This window comes from Lysinibacillus alkalisoli, from assembly GCF_014643595.1.
GTDB lineage: Bacteria > Bacillota > Bacilli > Bacillales_A > Planococcaceae > Metalysinibacillus > Metalysinibacillus alkalisoli.
The window spans coordinates 137185-154623 of sequence record NZ_BMJT01000006.1; the positions used below are offsets into that span (position 1 = coordinate 137185).

Sequence of the window (17439 nt, forward strand, 5' to 3'; positions counted from 1 at the left end):
CAATCACGCTCGTTAACTGTGTCATATTGCATCATCCTTTCGTTTTTCATGACCATATTTTAACATATTATTTTACAGGTAGCCATATCTCTGAATAACATGTATCAGTCATCGGATCATCATCTGTGTATAATTCAAATTCTACTGTATGGGCTAATTCATACTGACTTGATGGTAGCCATTCCTTGTAAATACGTTGCCATGTGTGACGCATCGCATGTGGCATGGCACCAATTACCTCGAATACAGCCCATTCCGCTTGTGGTACTTGAATAGCTTCAAAACCTTCAGGTACATCTCCCTCATACGCTACACCAATCATATATTGCATGCCTTCTTTGTGTGGTAAACATACCCCTAATACGCCTTTGATTGGGGTATTGTTTAATAATGCTAAGCGCTCTGTAGTACCATCACGATTTAGCTCATCCCATAATGCTGGAATAGCCTCGTTATTTGGCATTGTTGTTAATCTTCCAATCACTTGAAAAGTATCTTGTTTTGTCATTTGATAGTTCATAGGTTCCGCTCCTTTTAATTGCACCTCTATAGTAAGAGGGTAATATGATGTGATTTTACCTTGTGATTTCCGAACTTGCATAGGTGTTAAACCATGCTGTCTACGAAAAGCCTTCGTAAAAGCTTCTGGTGTTTCATAACCATACTTTAGCGCAATATCAATCACCTTATATGTTGTGCGTTGCAGTTCTTCCGCAGCGAGAGTTAATCGCCTACGCCTTACATATTCCCTTACTGTGATACCTGTTAATAAATGAAATGTGCGTTGAAAGTGAAAACTAGAAAAGCCACTACTACGCGCTAACTCATCCATACTAAATGTCGTTGTTAAATGACTTTCCATGTAGGTGATTGCCTTTTGCAATGATGTTAACCAAACCATAGTTATTCAACTCCTTGTCACTCATTGTAAAATTTTCATCTCGGATAAACCTGTCTTTTTATGTGTTGTTTTGTCCACTATGATAGTAAAAAGGTGGGTACCTATTATGCACCCACCTTTCATTTATGTTGTTGCTTGTAAAATACGCTGTAAAAACTGTTGATACTGCTCAAGTTCTGCTGGTGTAAATTGCTGATACAATTGTGTGATAATTTGTTGTTCAATGGCTGCTCTTTGTTCAAAATAACGATGCCCTTGTTCATCAAGAGATAAAAATACAATGCGTCGATTGTGTTGATTAGCCATGCGCATAATGTATTGCTTGCGCTCTAACTTAGCGACAAGTTGACTTACAGCACTTGAACCAATCCCCATCTCTCTTGCTACATCACTCACCATAATGCGTTCTTTATTATGTACAATTTGTAGTAATGTCTCTTGCTGTATGGTTAAAGTGTCAAACATATGTTGCTCCAATTGAGATTGGATCCATTGATTTTTCTTATGCTCCGCTTCATTGATGTCTTTCACTTGTTTGTACAAAGTCATAAAAATCTCCCTTTAACTTCATTTTGCACCTAACATGCTAAAGGGTTTCATATAAGGTGTCAATTATTATACTGGCTCTACAACAACAGCTGTACCATATGCTATAATTTCACTCATATTTTGACCAATCTCGCCTGAGTCAAAACGCATCATGACAATAGCATTCGCTCCTAAATCTTTTGCATGCTCTTCCATGCGTTGCATAGCCTCACCGCGTGCTTGTTCAAGCATTTCAGTATATTCATCAATCTCGCCACCTACAAATCCTTTAAAGGTGGCAACAATATCTCTACCTATGCCTCTTGCTCGCACTGTAATGCCATAAACAACGCCTTTAGTTGCTATAATTTTATAATGAGGCACTTGCTCAGATGTCACAATTAACACATAATCACTTCCTTTTTGTTATATATTCATTATAACAAAAAGAATAAAGCGATGTAAAATAGCTATTTTTTTATTTTGTCATTCACGTTATACTTAAAAGCGAACATAAGTACGGATAAAGGAGGCTTCATTATGAAGCGAGAAGCAAGGCTTTGCCCTAATTGTTTAGAGCGCACCATTTATTTTGAAGGGATTTGTTTTGATTGTAGGAGCGAAAAGGAATTACATTATTGGCAAACGCAACAACCTACACAATTGATTAAACAGTTTGCTCACCAATTAGAGGATGATGATTTACTCACCGCACTTGCTGTACAAGGCAACATACCATATCCTTTGCAACTTGCTGGCATTCAGCAACGATTTTATGAACAAGAACTTCTCTATTGGCATGCTGATGACGCAATTGTTAATGAGTTGATTGCACAGCTTTTTACTACTACACAACTTGATATTGGCGCAGCTTTATTATGTTGTCTCGCTTTCACACAACACCCTAAAGTGCCTGAAGCATTCGCCCGTTTAGAAACTTACCAACCGTTATGGATAACACAGCTCTATATTACGCCATCTGCTTATGCGCAAGTGGCAGGGTGGCATAGTCATCATGGCACATGTAAAAAGTTACATTATGATGATTGCTATGTATTTGAACGTAAACAAACCAAAACACCTATCGCTACTATTTTTACGAAAGCTGAAGGAAATTGCCCATCTTGTCACTCACCACTCACCATGGTATTAAGTATAGATAATCGCCAACAACAGCTTCCTTTTTTGCAAAAAGGGTGGCTAAACATAACAACTTGTTTACAATGCGTCTGTTATGAGGAGGCTATTTTCAATGATTATTCGTTAGACGGCACAACAACAATACGGCCTTTTCAAGGTGAGACATCACCCTATACATATGAAGATGATCTCTCACATGCCTATCAATTAAACATCATACCTAAACCTGCGACTTTTGGTTTGACGCCTTATGATCTTTCTTTTATTGGTGGTTTACCTCACTGGGTGCAAGACTTTCACTTTCCTAATTGCCCGCACTGCCAACAACCGATGACATTTTTAGCTCAAGCTGACCAAAACATTTTGCAAGCGGAGGGTGTTATTTATATGATGATTTGTGAAGAAGATCGTATAACCGCTTGTACTTATCAACAAACCTAAAGGAGAGCATATATGACAACCGTTAATCCATTACTAACAGACACCTCGTTATGGAAAAATATCGAAAAACAAATTACAGCAAAACTTTACACAATAGATGAACGTACTTATCCACATAAATGTCTTGTAGAAGGGCATTCATTCTCTATTTTTAATTTGTATGAAGCGCTATGTTACAATCAACACTTTGAATTATTACATCATTTTAGACAAACAAGAGGTTTTGAAGAACAACGTTATGCACTAGCACGTTTCACTGAAAACAATAAAACGACACAATACAAAGAAGTTTGGCAGTATTATATTGCCATGTTAAGTAAATTTGGCGCGAGTTTCGAGTCGCTCACTGTTGAACGACTCTTACAAGATCTCCAATTGATAGATGCAAGCACCTATCAACAATTCATAACGACTGGGTCAAACCTTATGAAGGCGCACCATCAATATCAAGAAACAACTTATTTCATTGGTAAGGCAAATGATATTTTAGCTACTATCTACATCGAAATAAAACAAGAAACATTGCAAGCTTACAAGGAGGCTATCACTTATATTAACGCTGTTTTAACAGACGATTTCCCTAAAAGTTTCGGCATTACTTATAACGGTGAAAGTACACTAACCTTACCTATAAAGACGCTACCCATTACTTCATCGCATCACTTCTTTGCCAAAGTGTTACGTTATCCCGCTTTACACGGTGCATTACAAGAATATAGTTACAAAGCTATGGCTGAATATCACTTTTATCATGATGTAGATGAGGAAGAAGCAGCAATGCCTAGTACCTTTGCTGTCTTTGGTCTTGGCTTAACTAACCTCTCCTACCAAAAGCTTGTTATAGATTATATGATGGAGTGCGATGGCGATCACTCGCCAATGCCAGAATACTTTGCCATGGCCATTACCGAACACTATGGTTTAACACCACAATCGTTACCTATGTTTGTCGCTTCTGTCTTAGCGGTTCAAGAAGTGGCTTATCACCCTATTTTTACAACCGCCATACTAGAACATGAAGAAAACTTACATTGGTTAGCGCAATTTATGACAAAACCATTTTATACAATATGTAGCGAAGTGACACAAGAGCAAACCGCACATTGGGAAGAGTATAAAGATATGACGATTAGTCAAATATTATATACGTTATTTGGTATTATCCATCTCAATGATTTTGAGAGCGCACCTTTTAAACGCATACCAGAACCATACCGCACGCGCTATCAACAAATCATTAAAACATTATAGCGTTATCCACATGTGTATAACTTATCATTTAAAACCAAGTGTATCAGTTGACTTTATTTCTTTTTTCATGATAAGATACCATACAACTATTCACAATAATTTTACTTTTCTTATCATGAGAGATGGAGGGACTTGGCCCGACGAAATCTCAGCAACCAGCTAGCAGTATGGTGCTACATCCAAATGGCTTATGCCATAAAGATGAGAATTGAGCGTTTATAGACAAAGTTGCCAGCGCCCTTCTCATGATAAGAAGGGCGTTTTTTGTAATAGAATATAACGCAAAAGTAGGGATGATAATGACCAACGATATTTTACAAGCACTCCAAACATTAAAATCAAAACAATGGGTAGACCTCACACATACCTTTGGCCCTAGCTCACCACATTTCTCTATGTTTAATGATGCTCAATTCAACACATTGTTCTCTCACAACGATGGATTTTTCGCACAACAATTTTCGTTTGCAGGACAGTATGGTACACATATTGATCCACCTATTCATTTTGTTGAAAATGCAAGATATTTGGAAGATATAGAACTAGAAGAATTGGTTTTGCCACTCATTGTGCTTGATTATGCTAATGAAGCGGCACTAGATGCAGACTTCACACTGCATATTGAACACGTTTTAGCTTTTGAAGCCGAGCATGGCATTATTGAGCCCGATACTTTTGTTGCCTTGCGTACAGATTGGAGTAAACGTTGGCCTAATAAAGAATTATTTAATAATCAAGATGATGAAGGTAATAATCACATCCCGGGATGGGGATTAGATGCATTGCAATTTCTATTTGAAGAGCGTGGCATTAAAGCAGTAGGGCACGAAACTTATGATACCGACTCTGCGGTAGACTTTCGAAAAAAAGGCACACTAGAAGGCGAGTACTATGTGCTAGCCCAAGATACTTATCAAGTGGAACTACTCACAAATTTACACTTATTACCTGCTAAAGGTGCTATTATCTTTAATATTGTAGCCAAGCCTGAAAAAGCTTCTGGTTTCCCTGTGCGTTCCTTTGCCATCTTGCCTTAAAAAAACCTATTGGAAATAGATTTTCCAATAGGTTTTTTATTTAAGACTGAAAAGTTACACCTGTTAATAACGATTCAAAATCTGTCCAATCAAATAACTGGTCAATATGATAAATACCTTGAGGCAATGACGTCATCATAACTTTTTGCACTACTGCAGCTGCCATCTGTGCCGTTATTAGTGCCTCTTGATGACCTATTAATAAAGCTTGTGCTCGTTTGCCATCTTTGTTAGCCTCCACTTTAACAGCAAAAATTTCTTTACCAACAATTGGTGTACGCAGTAACGCTAGCATCATTTTTCTCACTTTAGCGTACTGTAAGACTTTTACTACGCCTATTTTTTGGATTATTCGAAAAGCTTGCATCGCTACAGGTACTTCTACACAAAACCTTGTGTCAACAGGTACTTGAAGTGTCTCGGATAAAATATGTTGGTCTGAAAAATTAAAGCGATAGGCTTGATGTGTACCTAATGGTTGAAAGTCGATGGTCTTACCTTGTGTTAATGGCTGTACATACTCGCCTCTTAACATAAATGGTTGAATTAAGCTTTGCAGCGTCCAATCAATCGCTGCATCCCCATGTTGGTCACCTAAACCTAGCATAATGGAAATATCAATTTGTTGTGCACCGTGCAGTAAACGATTGACTTCTTTAGCAAGTAAATTTGTAATACCAGGTGCTAAACCAACGCTTAAAATTGCTGTACCTGTCGTTTGTTTTGTGGATAACTTTTTTAATACCGTATAATTAGCAGAGATATCCACATAATGAATACCATGCGCCATACAAGCCTCTGCAAAAACAGGATTCTCTTGGTCAATACACATCACAACTAATGCTGTAGTAGCTAAAAAATCTGAATGAGGTAGTTGTGTGACGTCTAATTGTAAGGGTTGTACATCCCCACCAAATTGCGCTGCTACTTGCGCCGCCTTTTGTGCACTGCGCCCTGCAATAACAATACGTCCTGCAAAATACTTTGTGAGTTGTTTGGCTATCATTTGCCCTACATGTCCGTACCCACCAACGATAACAATATTTTTAGCCATGTTTTGCATCCTCCAATGCTTTAATTAAAACTTGTAATCCTTTGTGAAAAACAGTGATCGCTTCTTCTGATGATAGCTCAGTCATAAGGCGCGCAATTAATTGGTCATGCATACTTTGATGCTGTAGATAAGCCTCTCGTCCACAAGTTGTTAATGTCACTAATTGTGAGCGTCTATCTTTTGGATTAGGGATTTTTTCTACAATCTCTTTGTCAACTAAATGATTGATCTGTTGCGTCACCGCTCCTTTTGTAATTTGTAAACGTTCAGCAATTACACGCAGCATAACAGCTTCTGTTCCTATCGCATCAATAACATGTAGCTCACTTGCTGATAATGTCACACAGTCAAAATCTTGTCCTTGTTCCATCTTTTGAATTTGGAAAATTAAACGACCAATGTCGTACGATAATATATTTTTCATAAATTTAGTTTAGTAGCTAAACTAAATAAAATCAACTCATATAACTTATAATATAAATAAGGCGTAAAAGGAGAACCTTTTACGCCTGTACACTACAATGAAAATTGTGCTAATTGCTTTTCCTTTGCCCAATCATAATTACCATTATGCATCGTAACTTGCTGGGCCATAATCCATGCCGTCTTATTAAAGAGCTTTCGTAAGAAATAACGGTCATGGCTAACAGCGATTAACGTGCCTTTGAAATTTTCTAATGTTTCTTCTAATACTTCGCAAGAATCAATATCCAAATGATTCGTCGGTTCATCTAATAGTAATACGTTGCAGTCCTCTTGCATCAATTGCGCTAAACGCAAACGCATTTTTTCGCCACCGCTTAAATCCTTTACTTGTTTAAACACATCTTGTCCATAAAACAAAAACTTAGCCAACACATGACGCGCCTCAGGCTCTGTCATCATACAATGCTCTCTAAAAGCATCGATTAAGCGCATTTTAGGCTGAAGCATTTCGAATTGTTGTGAGAGGTAGCCTACCTTTACATTACTGCCTTGTTGGATACTACCTGTTGTTGGTTTTATTTGTTGTAACAGCAACTTTAATAATGTCGACTTACCTGTGCCATTATCACCTACAATCGCTAAGCGATCTTGCCAATAGATAGCAAAATTCACATCATAAAATAAAAAGTCATCTCGTACAATATAAGACATCTCATCCACAGTATAGACACGTTTACCACTGCGTTCTTTTGCCTCTAATTGCAACTGCATATGCTTTGTTATTGCTGGGCGTTTTACCTTCTCCATGCGATGCAACATTTTTTCCATCACTTTAGCTTTGCGGTATAAATCAGGATTAGGTGGGCTCGCTTCATTTGCCCATTGTCTTAGACGTTTAATGGCTTCTTGGATTTTCTTTATTTTCTTTTGTTGTTCCTTATATTGCTCAAATTGTTGAGCATATCTTGCTTCTCGATTACGTAAATAATCATCGTAATTTCCTCTACTCTCCCACAACTCACCCTCTTCTAACTCTACTACTTTATGAATCGTATGATTTAAAAACTCACGGTCATGAGACACAATCACAACAGAGCCTTTATATTGTTGAATAAACTGTTCTAACCATTCAATCGCTGATAAATCTAGGTGATTGGTAGGCTCGTCTAATAATATGGTATCAGGATTACCTAATAAGACGTGTGCTAACATTACTTTTGTTTTCTCACCGCCACTTAATTGTTCAAAGTCTTGCGCTAACAGTGAGGTAATTCCTAAACCATTAGCTACTGTTTGGATTTGGTGGTCAATCTCATAACCCCCTAATTGTATAAACTCTTCTTGTACTTCTCCATACTGTGCGAGTAATTGCTCGGTTGTTGTAACCTGCATTTGTTGTTCATATTGTTGAAGTTGTTGTTCCATTTCGATTAGTGATGAAAATGCTAATCGCAGTACTTCTTGCACCGTAATATTGTGATAGATTGGAATTTGATGGAGATAACTGACTTTACTATTTTTTGCTTTAATGACTCTTCCCGCATCTACAGCTTCAACACCTGCTAGTAATTGAAGTAATGTTGTTTTGCCACAACCATTTCTCCCTACGATTGCTAGACGTTCACCATGTGCAATGGCTAATGTTAAGTCTTTAAATATCGTGTTACCACCTAAAATTTTTGTAATGTTTTCTGCTTTGATTTGCATACTATTTGCCTCCATAGGCATAGCTAAAAGCATACAAAAAAGACTACTCATTAACGAGCAGTCTCCTCTTTGTTGTGAAAAGAATGTAGTTAATCAGCTATGACATATTATTTTGATTTTCTCTAAAAATGGACAGACGAATCCCGTTAGTAGCAAAATCAAAAGTAATGACACGTGAAAAATACATGGCTGTATCTACACTTGTCGTCATAACTAAATCGCTCATTCTCCCCACCTCCGTTCAAAATTTTCTTTATAATAGCAGATTTTTAATCTTTATGCAAACGAATTTCTCTTGTCATAGCTTGAATTAATTGTGGTAACCACTGCGATAATTGAGTAAATTCAAACCCTGCTTTTGTCGCCTTGGCATTACTCATATACCAAGACTGTGAGATTGCATAAGGCGAGCGTGATGTACTATCTCCTAGTAAACTAATCTTTGCATGTTGACCTGTAGCTTCTTCAACTAAAGTGATCAATGCTTGCAATGAGACAGTGCCATTTGCGGTTGCATTATAGGGCCCTTCTAAATTAGATAAGCCGATAAATAATAAAAATGTTGCCGCCTCATCTGCCGTAATAAAGGACATCTCTGCCTCCATATTGCTAAAACCCATCGGCTTTTGTTGTAATACATGTTCAATATGAAAATGGAGGCGACGTGTATAATCATCTAACCCCATGACAATTGGAAAACGAACCGTCGCCACAGGAAAAGTAGCTTCCTTATAAAGTACAGCCTCTGCTAGACGTTTCCCCTCACCGTAACTAAAGTCTGCTGTATCGCCAAATTGAATAGGATAATCATAAGGATTAAAGTCTTCTTCTGTTTTCTCTATGCCATCCATTTCATATGTGCTCATCGTCGAAGTAAATACTAATTTACCAATGTGGCCGTTAAATATTTCACAAAATTGTTGTGCTTCATTTGGTGAATAGCAAATATTATCATATACTACATCAAAATCACGATTAACCACTGCTTGTTTTAACGCTTGTTGGTCTGTGCGATCTACAATGATATGCTCCACTTGTTGCTTAAATGGTTGTTCAGTGTGACCTCTCGTTATGATGGTTACTTGATGCCCTTTTGCTATACATTGTTCCACTAATTTTTTACCAAAAAAACGTGTACCACCTATTACTAGAATTTTTTTCATCGTGCCACCCCTTATCTTCTTTTTATTAAGCACTTTTATTTTAATACAATTTTAAAAATTATGATAAAACTACGATTAGGGCAAGGTTAGGATGCTATAATAAAGGCATCCAATCAAAGGGAGAGATGTTTTATGAACACTGCTAATGCTACGATTCTTGATGCTTTATGTTTAGCTACACCTTATATTCATATGACACTAAAAGGAGAAGCGATTGTGGCTGTTGTTGATAAAAAAAGCGAAATCGTTTTGCGCTATATGGCAGGCCGCAACGTAGACTCTGGTTATCGGGATGGAGAAAAAGTAAACCCTAATGACAATAATGTTTATACAGCTTTTCGTGGACAAAATGCAGATGTACATATTGACCGAAAAGTTTACGGTGTTGCCATCAATGCATTTGCCTTCCCTATTTATGAAGGCAGTAGCGTCGTTGGAGCTTTAGCAATCGGATTACCTGTAGAAAATGAAGAAAAGTTAAATGAATATATGACTTCTATGCAAGAAATCATTAACTCTTTACAAGACCGTGTACATACCATCGCCTCACACTCTGAGGAGCTATCTGCCACTAGTGAAGAAATTCGCGTACAATCTGAACACGCCCTAAAGGATTCCGAACGTACAAACGAAATTACAGTATTAATTAAAAATATCTCGCAACAAACCAACTTACTTGGGCTCAACGCCTCTATTGAAGCTGCACGTGCGGGCCAACATGGAGCTGGCTTTAATATTGTAGCTCAAGAAGTACGTAAACTATCTTCTGAAACATCAAAAGCTACAGACCAAATTGACCAATCATTAGTTAGCATTAAACATAATATTGAAAGTTTGAAAACCAGTATGACACAAATCGCTGAAGCCTCAAACGAACAAGCTCATTTAGTACAAGACTTTAGTGAAATCATTGAAGATCTAAACCAACTCACAGGTCAAATACAAGGCTTTTTAAAAGAAACATTATAGTATTAAAGACTAGAACAAGAGCTACTGTTCTAGTCTTTTTTCAATAACTCGCACCTGCTTCTTGTAAAATATCAGCAATTTCAATATAATTTTTTTGTCTCGCATGTTGCAACGGAGTAACCCCTTCTTTATCTGCTATGGTAAAGTCAGCTTCGTATTGTAATAACATGCGCACAACTTGTTGCTGTGTTTTACTCCCATCTCCCAAAATAATAGCTTTTAATAAAGCGGTCCACCCTAAATCATTCATATGATTAATATCTATATCTGTGTCACGCAATAACAAAGTCATCACGTCCAAATAACCATGCTCTGCTGCCGGAATTAGTGCGGTATCACCGTAACGGTTGTATATTTTAGTATTCGTTTTAGCAGCTAATACTAATTTTAAAATCGTCATATATCCTTCTTTGCTAGCATATAAATAGGGGTTATTTAACTGATTATCTTGGATATTAACGTCTGCTCCTGCTTGAATGAACATGTCTACTAAAGTTGGTTTATTTTGATAAGTAGCTAGCATAACTGGCGTGCGTCCATGTTCATCTTTATGATTAATCGCTGTTGTTAACATCCATTGTTTAATTGCCACTATATTATTTTCTTCAATTGCCTTAAAAATTGTCATCTCTTTTCCTCCTGATTTGCCCATATCATTGCTTCTCAACATTTAAAGCATCGTCATTTCATACCAATCACACTTTATAATGGCTTTTGTACAACTTAAGTATTAATTACTGAAAGCTACCATTAAACAAGTTATACTAAAACAAGACGAGTAAAAGTAGGAGATGACATTATGCAAACATTACTTATTTTAGGCGCCATCTCAGCTGCCATAGCTGTTATATTAGGCGCTTTTGGGGCGCATGCGCTCAAAGATAAATTTAAAGAGGCCCGTTATGCCGCCATTTGGGAGACTGCTGTACAATACCAAATGTATCATGCACTTGGTATGATGGCCGTTGGTATTTTAAGTCACGAACAACTCTTTGGGACGATTAGCACATTAACGTGGGCAGGTTATCTTATGCTCATTGGCACCATCTTTTTCTCAGGTAGCTTGTATATTTTAGCTGTCACAGGTGTTAAAAAACTTGGCGCTATCACACCAATTGGTGGTCTGTTATTTATTATCGCTTGGGTTCTTGTTGTTGTTAGTATTTTAAGTTAAATATAAAAAGGGAATCGCTTATTAAACGCGATTCCCTTTTTAGCTTCCATCATTTCATGTTGAGATTTCGCTTCACTTATAATTGTAAATGTTCTCGTAAAGTACTACCATTGTACTTTTGACGGAATAGACCACTTTCAACTAGGAGTGGAATGACTTGCTCATAAAATTGGGTTAAAGAAGCGTTATTGCCTGGTACACCAATAAAGCCATCTAATGCGCCATTATCATAAAATGTTTTGATTTGGTTTACAATTTGTTTTGGTGTGCCTATGGCTACCAGATGGGCAGAGCCAATAACTTCTGGTCGCCAAAGTAGTTGTTCTAATGTTGGTTGATAATTGGCTACATAGTCTCGTAATAGTGTGGCATGAGTTTTGCTACGAATAGCATCTGTGATTTCTGGTAGCATATCAATTGTGATTGTATCTGTTAATCCCAGATCGCTAAAATCTTTGCCAATAACAGCTTGTAGTGATTGCAATTTACGTTCTACGGTTAAGTGGGCATGTGCTTCGTAATACATTTGCCATGCCTCGTCATACGTATCGCCAATAAAGAAATATAAACCTGGTAATACACGAATAGCATCGGCTGAACGCCCTAAAGCTTGTGCTCGTTGACGCAAGTCTTTTCGTAACGCTATACCTGCCTCCATTGTAGGTGTTGCTGCAAAAATAGCATTTGATACTGTAGCAGCAAACTGACGCCCTACATCTGATGCACCCGCTTGAAATAATGGAATATCTCCCGCCGGATGCATAGGTACACTAAGTGGGCCTTCTACTTTAAAATATTTCCCCTCATAATGAATGGGCTTTACCGATGCTTGAATTTTTTCCATATCTCCTTTAGCTTTCATTGCCTCGTAAGGATAACTATGCCACAGTTGATGTACAACATCCGTACACTCTTTTGCTTTTTCATAACGTTGTTGAGACGGTAACATAGCATCTTCACCAAAATTTTTAGCGCCATCGATTGATGTAACAACATTCCAACCTATACGTCCGTTACTGATCCAATTTAGAGATTGCAACTGCCTTGCAATGACATAGGGCGGATTAAACGATGTAGAAATAGTAGTAACTAAACCAATATGTGTGGTCTCTCTTGCTAATGTAGCAAATAATAAACTAGGATCTAGGTTTACTGTTGTTTTAGTTTTTGCCATTAAGGCTGGATGCGCTACTAAATAATCAGCTTTAAATACAAAATCTAGTTTAGCAGCCTCCGCTCTTTGTACAAATGCAATTTGCTCATCAATAGCTGGTCCTATACTATTCGTGTCACTTGCTGCTGATAAATGAATCCCAATAGTTAATTGTCTTGTCATTTTTTTCTCCTTATCAAATGAAAATACTTATCATTTACATCCTACAATTACATGTATCACAACGCAAGTTTTTTATAAGCAAAAATACATGTATGAAAATAAATACATCTACAAAACAACATTTTTTAAATATCATAAGCGCAAAAGTCCATACAAAAACCTAAACACAGCCTAATACATTACTTTTAAAAGGTATCTACAAAAAAAGTGGTAAAGGAAACGTACTCATTTCCTTTACCACCTATTTTCCATTGTCCAATTACTTTGTGAAAAGCGGCAATTCTTCTAAAAAGATAATATCTTCACGCAATTTAGCATCACCTTCTGCTAAGATAGCAGCCTTTGCCACCACTTCACCGCCTGCTAAAGCAACTAGTTGTGCTAATGCTTCAATCGATTCACCAGTGCTAATTACATCATCAATTAAAGCTACTCTTTTCCCTTTAATCGCAGCCGCATCTTTTGCATCAAAGCATAAGATTTGCTCATCTGTTGTTGTAATAGAATTTACTTTCTTGATAACAGGTGAATCCATATATGCTTTTACACTTTTACGTGCAACATAATAGGTGCCAAACCCTAATTCATTAGCTACTTCATGTGCTAATGGAATACCTTTCGCTTCTGCTGTAACAATAACATCTATTTCGGGTAAACGTTCTACCAGTAATGGTGCACTTTTTTTTACGATTTCAGCATCGCCTAGTATCACAAAACTCGCAATACAAAGTGCGTCATTTAATGCAATGATGGGTAGCTCACGTGTTACACCTGCTACTTGTAATGTATATGTCTCTTTTGTCAAAATGTACACTCCTTCATTAAAATGCGCCTAATAAAAACTCAATAATTAAACCTGATAACATGCCAATAAATGGGTCAAAAATAGCTGTCATCGCCATTGTCATCCCACCGACAATAGCATCATTCCCACCTGCTGCAAAAGTGACAGCTGCATTGGGTGGCATTGTCACAATAGCACCTAAGACAAATAAAAAACCTGCAATTGTTGTACTTGGAATATAACGACCAATTTTAGGTAATAAACCTGCTAATAAAATAACACCCATCATCACCATCATAAGAACACCAGCAAACACCGCATGTGGTGCGCTAGATGTAGCCGAGATCACCACTTCTACTGGCGCACCGCCAAATAAGGCAGACACCATGTCTGCTAAGCTACTAATTACAGTTAAATGATCCACATTCACATCTTGATTAGCAATCTCACCATTGATTTTACCAAAGGCGATATTTGCGCCAATATTTAATGTTACCATCGCTAATGCACCGCGTATGACAGCTCCATTAAGCGTTAATTTTTGTAATTGAATTTTTTCCTTAGGTAGTGCTGGGTGCTCTTTATCTTTATTAACAAAGTGTGCTACAATACTCGCCACCACAACAGACACAAGAATGGTATACACTAAATCTTTAGTGATCATGTAAGTCAGTACAGCAACAATCATAGAGCTACCGCCAATGAGACGCTCATTTTTCATCATATCAAACGCAATCTTAACAAGCATCAAGCCAACACCAGCCATCATACCATGCGTGATAACAGGGCCTATGAAATCCACAATACGTTCTAAGAAGCCAAAGAGACCAATAATTAACATAATGGTTGCGCCAAAGAATATCATTGATAGACGCTCTCTCATATCTTTACCCATAGAGCCTGCTACAGCAATTGTTTCAGCTTGATAAGAAATAACAGATATTGAACCTACTGCTGTATTACCTATTGCACCAATAAAGAAGGCAAAAGCGGTTGGAACAGAAGCAAAGCCAAAAGAAAGTGCTAATAAGCCTTGAGGCAATCCGTTGAGTAAAACACCTATTGCCGCTAATATATCTTTTAAGAATTCCAAATTTGTCACCTTTCCATTTACTTCATATTGTATTTTTTTCGCATTGCAATGTAACGAACATCACTTATTTTATACATGAAACAAGAACATTTCAATCTATTTTTATAATTAATTTATGGTAATTGGCGCTAAAATACGAACAAAAGTCTTGAAAAACACATATAATCAAATAAAACACGAATATTGACAAATTATAAAAGGAAGTAATTATCACTTCATTGTCAATATAAACAAAAAAGGAGTAAACAGGATTTTTATGCCGTTTGTAGGTCTTAACTAACATGTTAGATTATTACATGGAGAAGGAGGTATCCCATGCAACTCATTGCTGAAAAAAGAACATATACGAAAGATGTGGCATCACATTCACATCATCATGCTCATGTCATTATGCCATTGCAAGGTGAATTATTTGTCATTATGGAGGAGAATACTACATCTGTTAGTGCTCAATCTTTATTGTTTGTACCACCTAATGCCTTTCATAGTTTTTATGCTAAAACACAAAACGAATTTTTAGTCTTAGATATTCCAGATATCCTACTCTCATCAGCTACACAAACACAAGCCATTAGCTATACCTTCTCACCACAATGGCAAGCATTGCGGAGTCTCATTTTATATGAATTACAACAAGGGGGGAAAACATTACGGGCCTTATATCCTTATATTTCACAATGCTTACAAAGAGAGCAATCTCCTTCTATACGTTACATTCATGAGCATTATGATGAACCGTTATCTATTCAACAATTAGCTGACCTCGAACATTACAGTCGTACTTACTATACCGAATGGTTTATCAAACAGACTGGTAAAACACCTGCTCATTATATTCGTGATGTGCGCTTAACTCGCGCTAAAGAGCTTTTACAATATACTTCTTTTTCTTTACTTGCTATTGCTATACAAGTTGGATTATCTCATCAATCAGCGCTCACTCGATTATTCCAACAATATGAAGGGATGACACCTAGCGAATTCCGTAAAAAACATACACTATGTTAAAAACAAGCGTCTTATTGTGAAATAAGGCGCTTTTTTTTACGTTATGATAATAGCGATTCTAATGTAACGGGGGCAATGCGATGGCTACAATTTTAGGAATTATTTTTACTATGTTATGGGCAAGTGCTTCTATTGCGACTAAATTTGGTATTGTCTCTACCACACCTTTAACTTTAGCCTTACTACGTTTTGCTATTACAGGTTTTTTACTCTTCATGTTTATCCATATCATCAAATGTGAAGCCTTACCGAAGCGCTCTCATTGGCGTGCACTATTCCTGTTAGGTTTATTGAATACCACCATCTATTTAGGTGCTACATTTTGGGCATTACAGTATGTGTCTGCTGGCCTATTTAATTTATTTGTTACAGTTAACCCTTTTATTGTCGCTTTATTATCCTATATTTGGTTGCGTAGACCATTTGATTATAGGGAGTGGATGGGCATGGGTATCGCTGCAACAGGTCTTATTATTGCCACCTACCCTTCTCTCATCACAAGTAAAGCTAGCCTAACAGGTATTATCGTATTAACCATTGGTATGTTAGCCATGGCTATTGGTAGTGTGTACTTTTCTAAAGTAAAGTTAGATTTGCCCAGTTTGACAATTAACACGTGGCAAATCTTAATAGGAGGCATTTTATTATTGCCTGTTGCTTACTTCACAGAGCGTAAACATTTCTTTATTGTATGGGATTTCCATTTATTTGGCGCACTTTTTTGGTTAACGATTATTATTTCGGTTTTCACGATGTTGCTTTGGTTTTATTTACTCAAAACAGACCCTGTTAAAGCGAATAACTGGCTATTTTTAACGCCTGTTTTTGGTTATTTGTTTGCTTGGCTCTTATTAGGGGAAAAAATCACGTTATATGACATAATAGCAACCTTACTTATTATTTTTGGTTTATTTTTATCTGGCAACATCTCATTTCATAAAACAACAAATGTAAAGGAGACGACATAATTGGCTACAATTGACGATTTTATCGCATTAGATATGAGAGTAGGTACTGTTATCGAAGCTTCTTATTTAGAGGGGGCACGTAAACCTGCCATCAAATTATGTATTGATTTTGGAGAGACCATCGGAAAGAAATACTCCTCAGCACAAATCACTAAACGTTATACACCAGATGCATTACTTCAAACACAAGTAATTGCTATCGTTAACTTTCCACCTAGACGCATTGCAGGTTTTAAATCAGAGGTACTTGTGATCGGTGGCATGCCAACAGAAGATGATGTTGTGCTACTTCGTCCTGATGCCCATGTAGACAATGGGGTTAAAATTGGTTAAAACATATCCCTCAGGTCACTTCGACCTAGGGATATTTTATTACAGCATTATTAAGAGACAACATATTATAGTATATGTAAAATAGGGACTCCTAATTTATTTTGTATGTTCGTTAAGAAAATGGCA

The 17439-nt window shown here is 37.0% G+C and carries 20 protein-coding genes and 1 riboswitch; of the genes, 8 read left to right on the top strand and 12 right to left on the bottom strand.

What is annotated here, in order from left to right; all coding sequences use genetic code 11:
• Window positions 1–67: 67 nt before the first annotated feature.
• The 3 genes from IEW44_RS10400 to IEW44_RS10410 all read right to left on the bottom strand — a co-directional run bounded on the left by IEW44_RS10400 (window position 68) and on the right by IEW44_RS10410 (window position 1837).
• Complete coding sequence (locus IEW44_RS10400; RefSeq protein ID WP_188614985.1) at window positions 68–901, bottom strand: AraC family transcriptional regulator; 834 nt, start codon at window positions 899–901, stop codon at window positions 68–70.
• 123 nt (window positions 902–1024) lie between these two features.
• Window positions 1025–1450 carry a MarR family winged helix-turn-helix transcriptional regulator gene (locus IEW44_RS10405; protein ID WP_188614986.1) on the bottom strand — a complete coding sequence of 142 codons (426 nt, stop codon included), beginning with the start codon at window positions 1448–1450 and terminating at the stop codon, window positions 1025–1027.
• A gap of 66 nt (window positions 1451–1516) precedes the next feature.
• Window positions 1517–1837, bottom strand: coding sequence for a heavy metal-binding domain-containing protein (locus IEW44_RS10410; RefSeq protein ID WP_188614987.1), 321 nt, complete (start codon window positions 1835–1837; stop codon window positions 1517–1519).
• Between the two features lie 132 nt (window positions 1838–1969).
• On the opposite strand from IEW44_RS10410, the gene IEW44_RS10415 reads away from it, so the two are divergent.
• The 3 genes from IEW44_RS10415 (at window position 1970) to IEW44_RS10425 (ending at window position 5298) form a co-directional block, all read left to right on the top strand.
• The gene (locus tag IEW44_RS10415) at window positions 1970–3010 is read left to right on the top strand and encodes a hypothetical protein (protein WP_188614988.1); all 1041 of its coding nucleotides are present in this window, start codon (window positions 1970–1972) and stop codon (window positions 3008–3010) included.
• Between the two features lie 12 nt (window positions 3011–3022).
• Entirely contained in the window at window positions 3023–4261 is a 1239-nt protein-coding gene (locus tag IEW44_RS10420) for a DUF6138 family protein (RefSeq protein ID WP_188614989.1), read from the top strand.
• A 107-nt stretch (window positions 4262–4368) separates the two neighbouring features.
• Window positions 4369–4469, top strand: a riboswitch (SAM riboswitch).
• A 91-nt stretch (window positions 4470–4560) separates the two neighbouring features.
• Window positions 4561–5298: a cyclase family protein gene (locus IEW44_RS10425; RefSeq protein WP_188614990.1), complete on the top strand. Its 738-nt coding sequence runs from the start codon at window positions 4561–4563 to the stop codon at window positions 5296–5298.
• Window positions 5299–5338: 40 nt separating this feature from the next.
• On the opposite strand, the gene IEW44_RS10430 is transcribed toward IEW44_RS10425, so the two are convergent.
• The 5 genes from IEW44_RS10430 to IEW44_RS10445 form a co-directional block, all read right to left on the bottom strand.
• Window positions 5339–6352 (bottom strand): saccharopine dehydrogenase family protein, encoded by a 1014-nt coding sequence (locus tag IEW44_RS10430; RefSeq protein WP_188614991.1) that lies wholly within the window; start codon window positions 6350–6352, stop codon window positions 5339–5341.
• On the bottom strand, window positions 6345–6776 hold the full coding sequence (locus IEW44_RS10435) for a MarR family winged helix-turn-helix transcriptional regulator (RefSeq protein WP_188614992.1): 432 nt from the start codon (window positions 6774–6776) through the stop codon (window positions 6345–6347). The genes IEW44_RS10430 and IEW44_RS10435 overlap by 8 nt, the downstream gene beginning before the upstream one ends.
• A 92-nt stretch (window positions 6777–6868) precedes the next feature.
• Entirely contained in the window at window positions 6869–8485 is a 1617-nt protein-coding gene (gene abc-f / locus IEW44_RS10440; RefSeq protein ID WP_188614993.1) for a ribosomal protection-like ABC-F family protein, read from the bottom strand.
• Between the two features lie 97 nt (window positions 8486–8582).
• Window positions 8583–8711, bottom strand: a complete 129-nt coding sequence (locus tag IEW44_RS16015; protein ID WP_268236367.1) for an RAxF-45 family protein — start codon at window positions 8709–8711, stop codon at window positions 8583–8585.
• Between the two features lie 43 nt (window positions 8712–8754).
• Window positions 8755–9648: an NAD-dependent epimerase/dehydratase family protein gene (locus IEW44_RS10445; protein WP_188614994.1), complete on the bottom strand. Its 894-nt coding sequence runs from the start codon at window positions 9646–9648 to the stop codon at window positions 8755–8757.
• 132 nt (window positions 9649–9780) lie between these two features.
• On the opposite strand from IEW44_RS10445, the gene IEW44_RS10450 reads away from it, so the two are divergent.
• Window positions 9781–10617: a methyl-accepting chemotaxis protein gene (locus IEW44_RS10450; protein WP_188614995.1), complete on the top strand. Its 837-nt coding sequence runs from the start codon at window positions 9781–9783 to the stop codon at window positions 10615–10617.
• Between the two features lie 40 nt (window positions 10618–10657).
• Here IEW44_RS10450 and IEW44_RS10455 read toward each other — a convergent pair whose 3' ends face one another.
• Entirely contained in the window at window positions 10658–11245 is a 588-nt protein-coding gene (locus IEW44_RS10455) for an ankyrin repeat domain-containing protein (protein ID WP_188614996.1), read from the bottom strand.
• 171 nt (window positions 11246–11416) lie between these two features.
• On the opposite strand from IEW44_RS10455, the gene IEW44_RS10460 reads away from it, so the two are divergent.
• Window positions 11417–11791, top strand: coding sequence for a DUF423 domain-containing protein (locus IEW44_RS10460; RefSeq protein ID WP_188614997.1), 375 nt, complete (start codon window positions 11417–11419; stop codon window positions 11789–11791).
• A gap of 76 nt (window positions 11792–11867) precedes the next feature.
• Here IEW44_RS10460 and IEW44_RS10465 read toward each other — a convergent pair whose 3' ends face one another.
• The 3 genes from IEW44_RS10465 to IEW44_RS10475 form a co-directional block, all read right to left on the bottom strand.
• Window positions 11868–13127: an NtaA/DmoA family FMN-dependent monooxygenase gene (locus tag IEW44_RS10465; protein ID WP_188614998.1), complete on the bottom strand. Its 1260-nt coding sequence runs from the start codon at window positions 13125–13127 to the stop codon at window positions 11868–11870.
• Window positions 13128–13386: 259 nt separating this feature from the next.
• Window positions 13387–13932 (bottom strand): phosphoribosyltransferase family protein, encoded by a 546-nt coding sequence (locus IEW44_RS10470; RefSeq protein WP_188614999.1) that lies wholly within the window; start codon window positions 13930–13932, stop codon window positions 13387–13389.
• Between the two features lie 16 nt (window positions 13933–13948).
• Entirely contained in the window at window positions 13949–15004 is a 1056-nt protein-coding gene (locus IEW44_RS10475; RefSeq protein WP_188615000.1) for a solute carrier family 23 protein, read from the bottom strand.
• A gap of 315 nt (window positions 15005–15319) precedes the next feature.
• Here IEW44_RS10475 and IEW44_RS10480 point away from each other — a divergent pair, with 315 nt between their 5' ends.
• From IEW44_RS10480 to IEW44_RS10490, 3 genes are all read left to right on the top strand, one after another.
• Window positions 15320–16012 carry an AraC family transcriptional regulator gene (locus IEW44_RS10480; protein ID WP_188615001.1) on the top strand — a complete coding sequence of 231 codons (693 nt, stop codon included), beginning with the start codon at window positions 15320–15322 and terminating at the stop codon, window positions 16010–16012.
• Window positions 16013–16092: 80 nt separating this feature from the next.
• Window positions 16093–16980 carry a DMT family transporter gene (locus IEW44_RS10485; protein ID WP_188615002.1) on the top strand — a complete coding sequence of 296 codons (888 nt, stop codon included), beginning with the start codon at window positions 16093–16095 and terminating at the stop codon, window positions 16978–16980.
• Window positions 16981–17313, top strand: a complete 333-nt coding sequence (locus IEW44_RS10490) for a tRNA-binding protein (protein WP_188615003.1) — start codon at window positions 16981–16983, stop codon at window positions 17311–17313.
• The last annotated feature ends 126 nt before the right edge of the window (window positions 17314–17439 follow it).

Bases quoted from the DNA above. Each gene is read 5' to 3' on its own strand.
- IEW44_RS10450 (WP_188614995.1), top strand. From the start codon at position 9,781: ATGAACACTGCTAATGCTACGATTCTTGATGCTTTATGTTTAGCTACA.
- IEW44_RS10415 (WP_188614988.1), top strand. From the start codon at position 1,970: ATGAAGCGAGAAGCAAGGCTTTGCCCTAATTGTTTAGAGCGCACCATT.
- IEW44_RS10420 (WP_188614989.1), top strand. From the start codon at position 3,023: ATGACAACCGTTAATCCATTACTAACAGACACCTCGTTATGGAAAAAT.
- IEW44_RS10405 (WP_188614986.1), bottom strand. From the start codon at position 1,450: ATGACTTTGTACAAACAAGTGAAAGACATCAATGAAGCGGAGCATAAG.
- IEW44_RS10430 (WP_188614991.1), bottom strand. From the start codon at position 6,352: ATGGCTAAAAATATTGTTATCGTTGGTGGGTACGGACATGTAGGGCAA.
- IEW44_RS10445 (WP_188614994.1), bottom strand. From the start codon at position 9,648: ATGAAAAAAATTCTAGTAATAGGTGGTACACGTTTTTTTGGTAAAAAA.
- IEW44_RS10455 (WP_188614996.1), bottom strand. From the start codon at position 11,245: ATGACAATTTTTAAGGCAATTGAAGAAAATAATATAGTGGCAATTAAA.
- abc-f (WP_188614993.1), bottom strand. From the start codon at position 8,485: ATGCAAATCAAAGCAGAAAACATTACAAAAATTTTAGGTGGTAACACG.
- IEW44_RS16015 (WP_268236367.1), bottom strand. From the start codon at position 8,711: ATGAGCGATTTAGTTATGACGACAAGTGTAGATACAGCCATGTATTTT.
- IEW44_RS10465 (WP_188614998.1), bottom strand. From the start codon at position 13,127: ATGACAAGACAATTAACTATTGGGATTCATTTATCAGCAGCAAGTGAC.
- IEW44_RS10480 (WP_188615001.1), top strand. From the start codon at position 15,320: ATGCAACTCATTGCTGAAAAAAGAACATATACGAAAGATGTGGCATCA.
- IEW44_RS10435 (WP_188614992.1), bottom strand. From the start codon at position 6,776: ATGAAAAATATATTATCGTACGACATTGGTCGTTTAATTTTCCAAATT.
- IEW44_RS10485 (WP_188615002.1), top strand. From the start codon at position 16,093: ATGGCTACAATTTTAGGAATTATTTTTACTATGTTATGGGCAAGTGCT.
- IEW44_RS10460 (WP_188614997.1), top strand. From the start codon at position 11,417: ATGCAAACATTACTTATTTTAGGCGCCATCTCAGCTGCCATAGCTGTT.
- IEW44_RS10425 (WP_188614990.1), top strand. From the start codon at position 4,561: ATGACCAACGATATTTTACAAGCACTCCAAACATTAAAATCAAAACAA.
- IEW44_RS10400 (WP_188614985.1), bottom strand. From the start codon at position 901: ATGGTTTGGTTAACATCATTGCAAAAGGCAATCACCTACATGGAAAGT.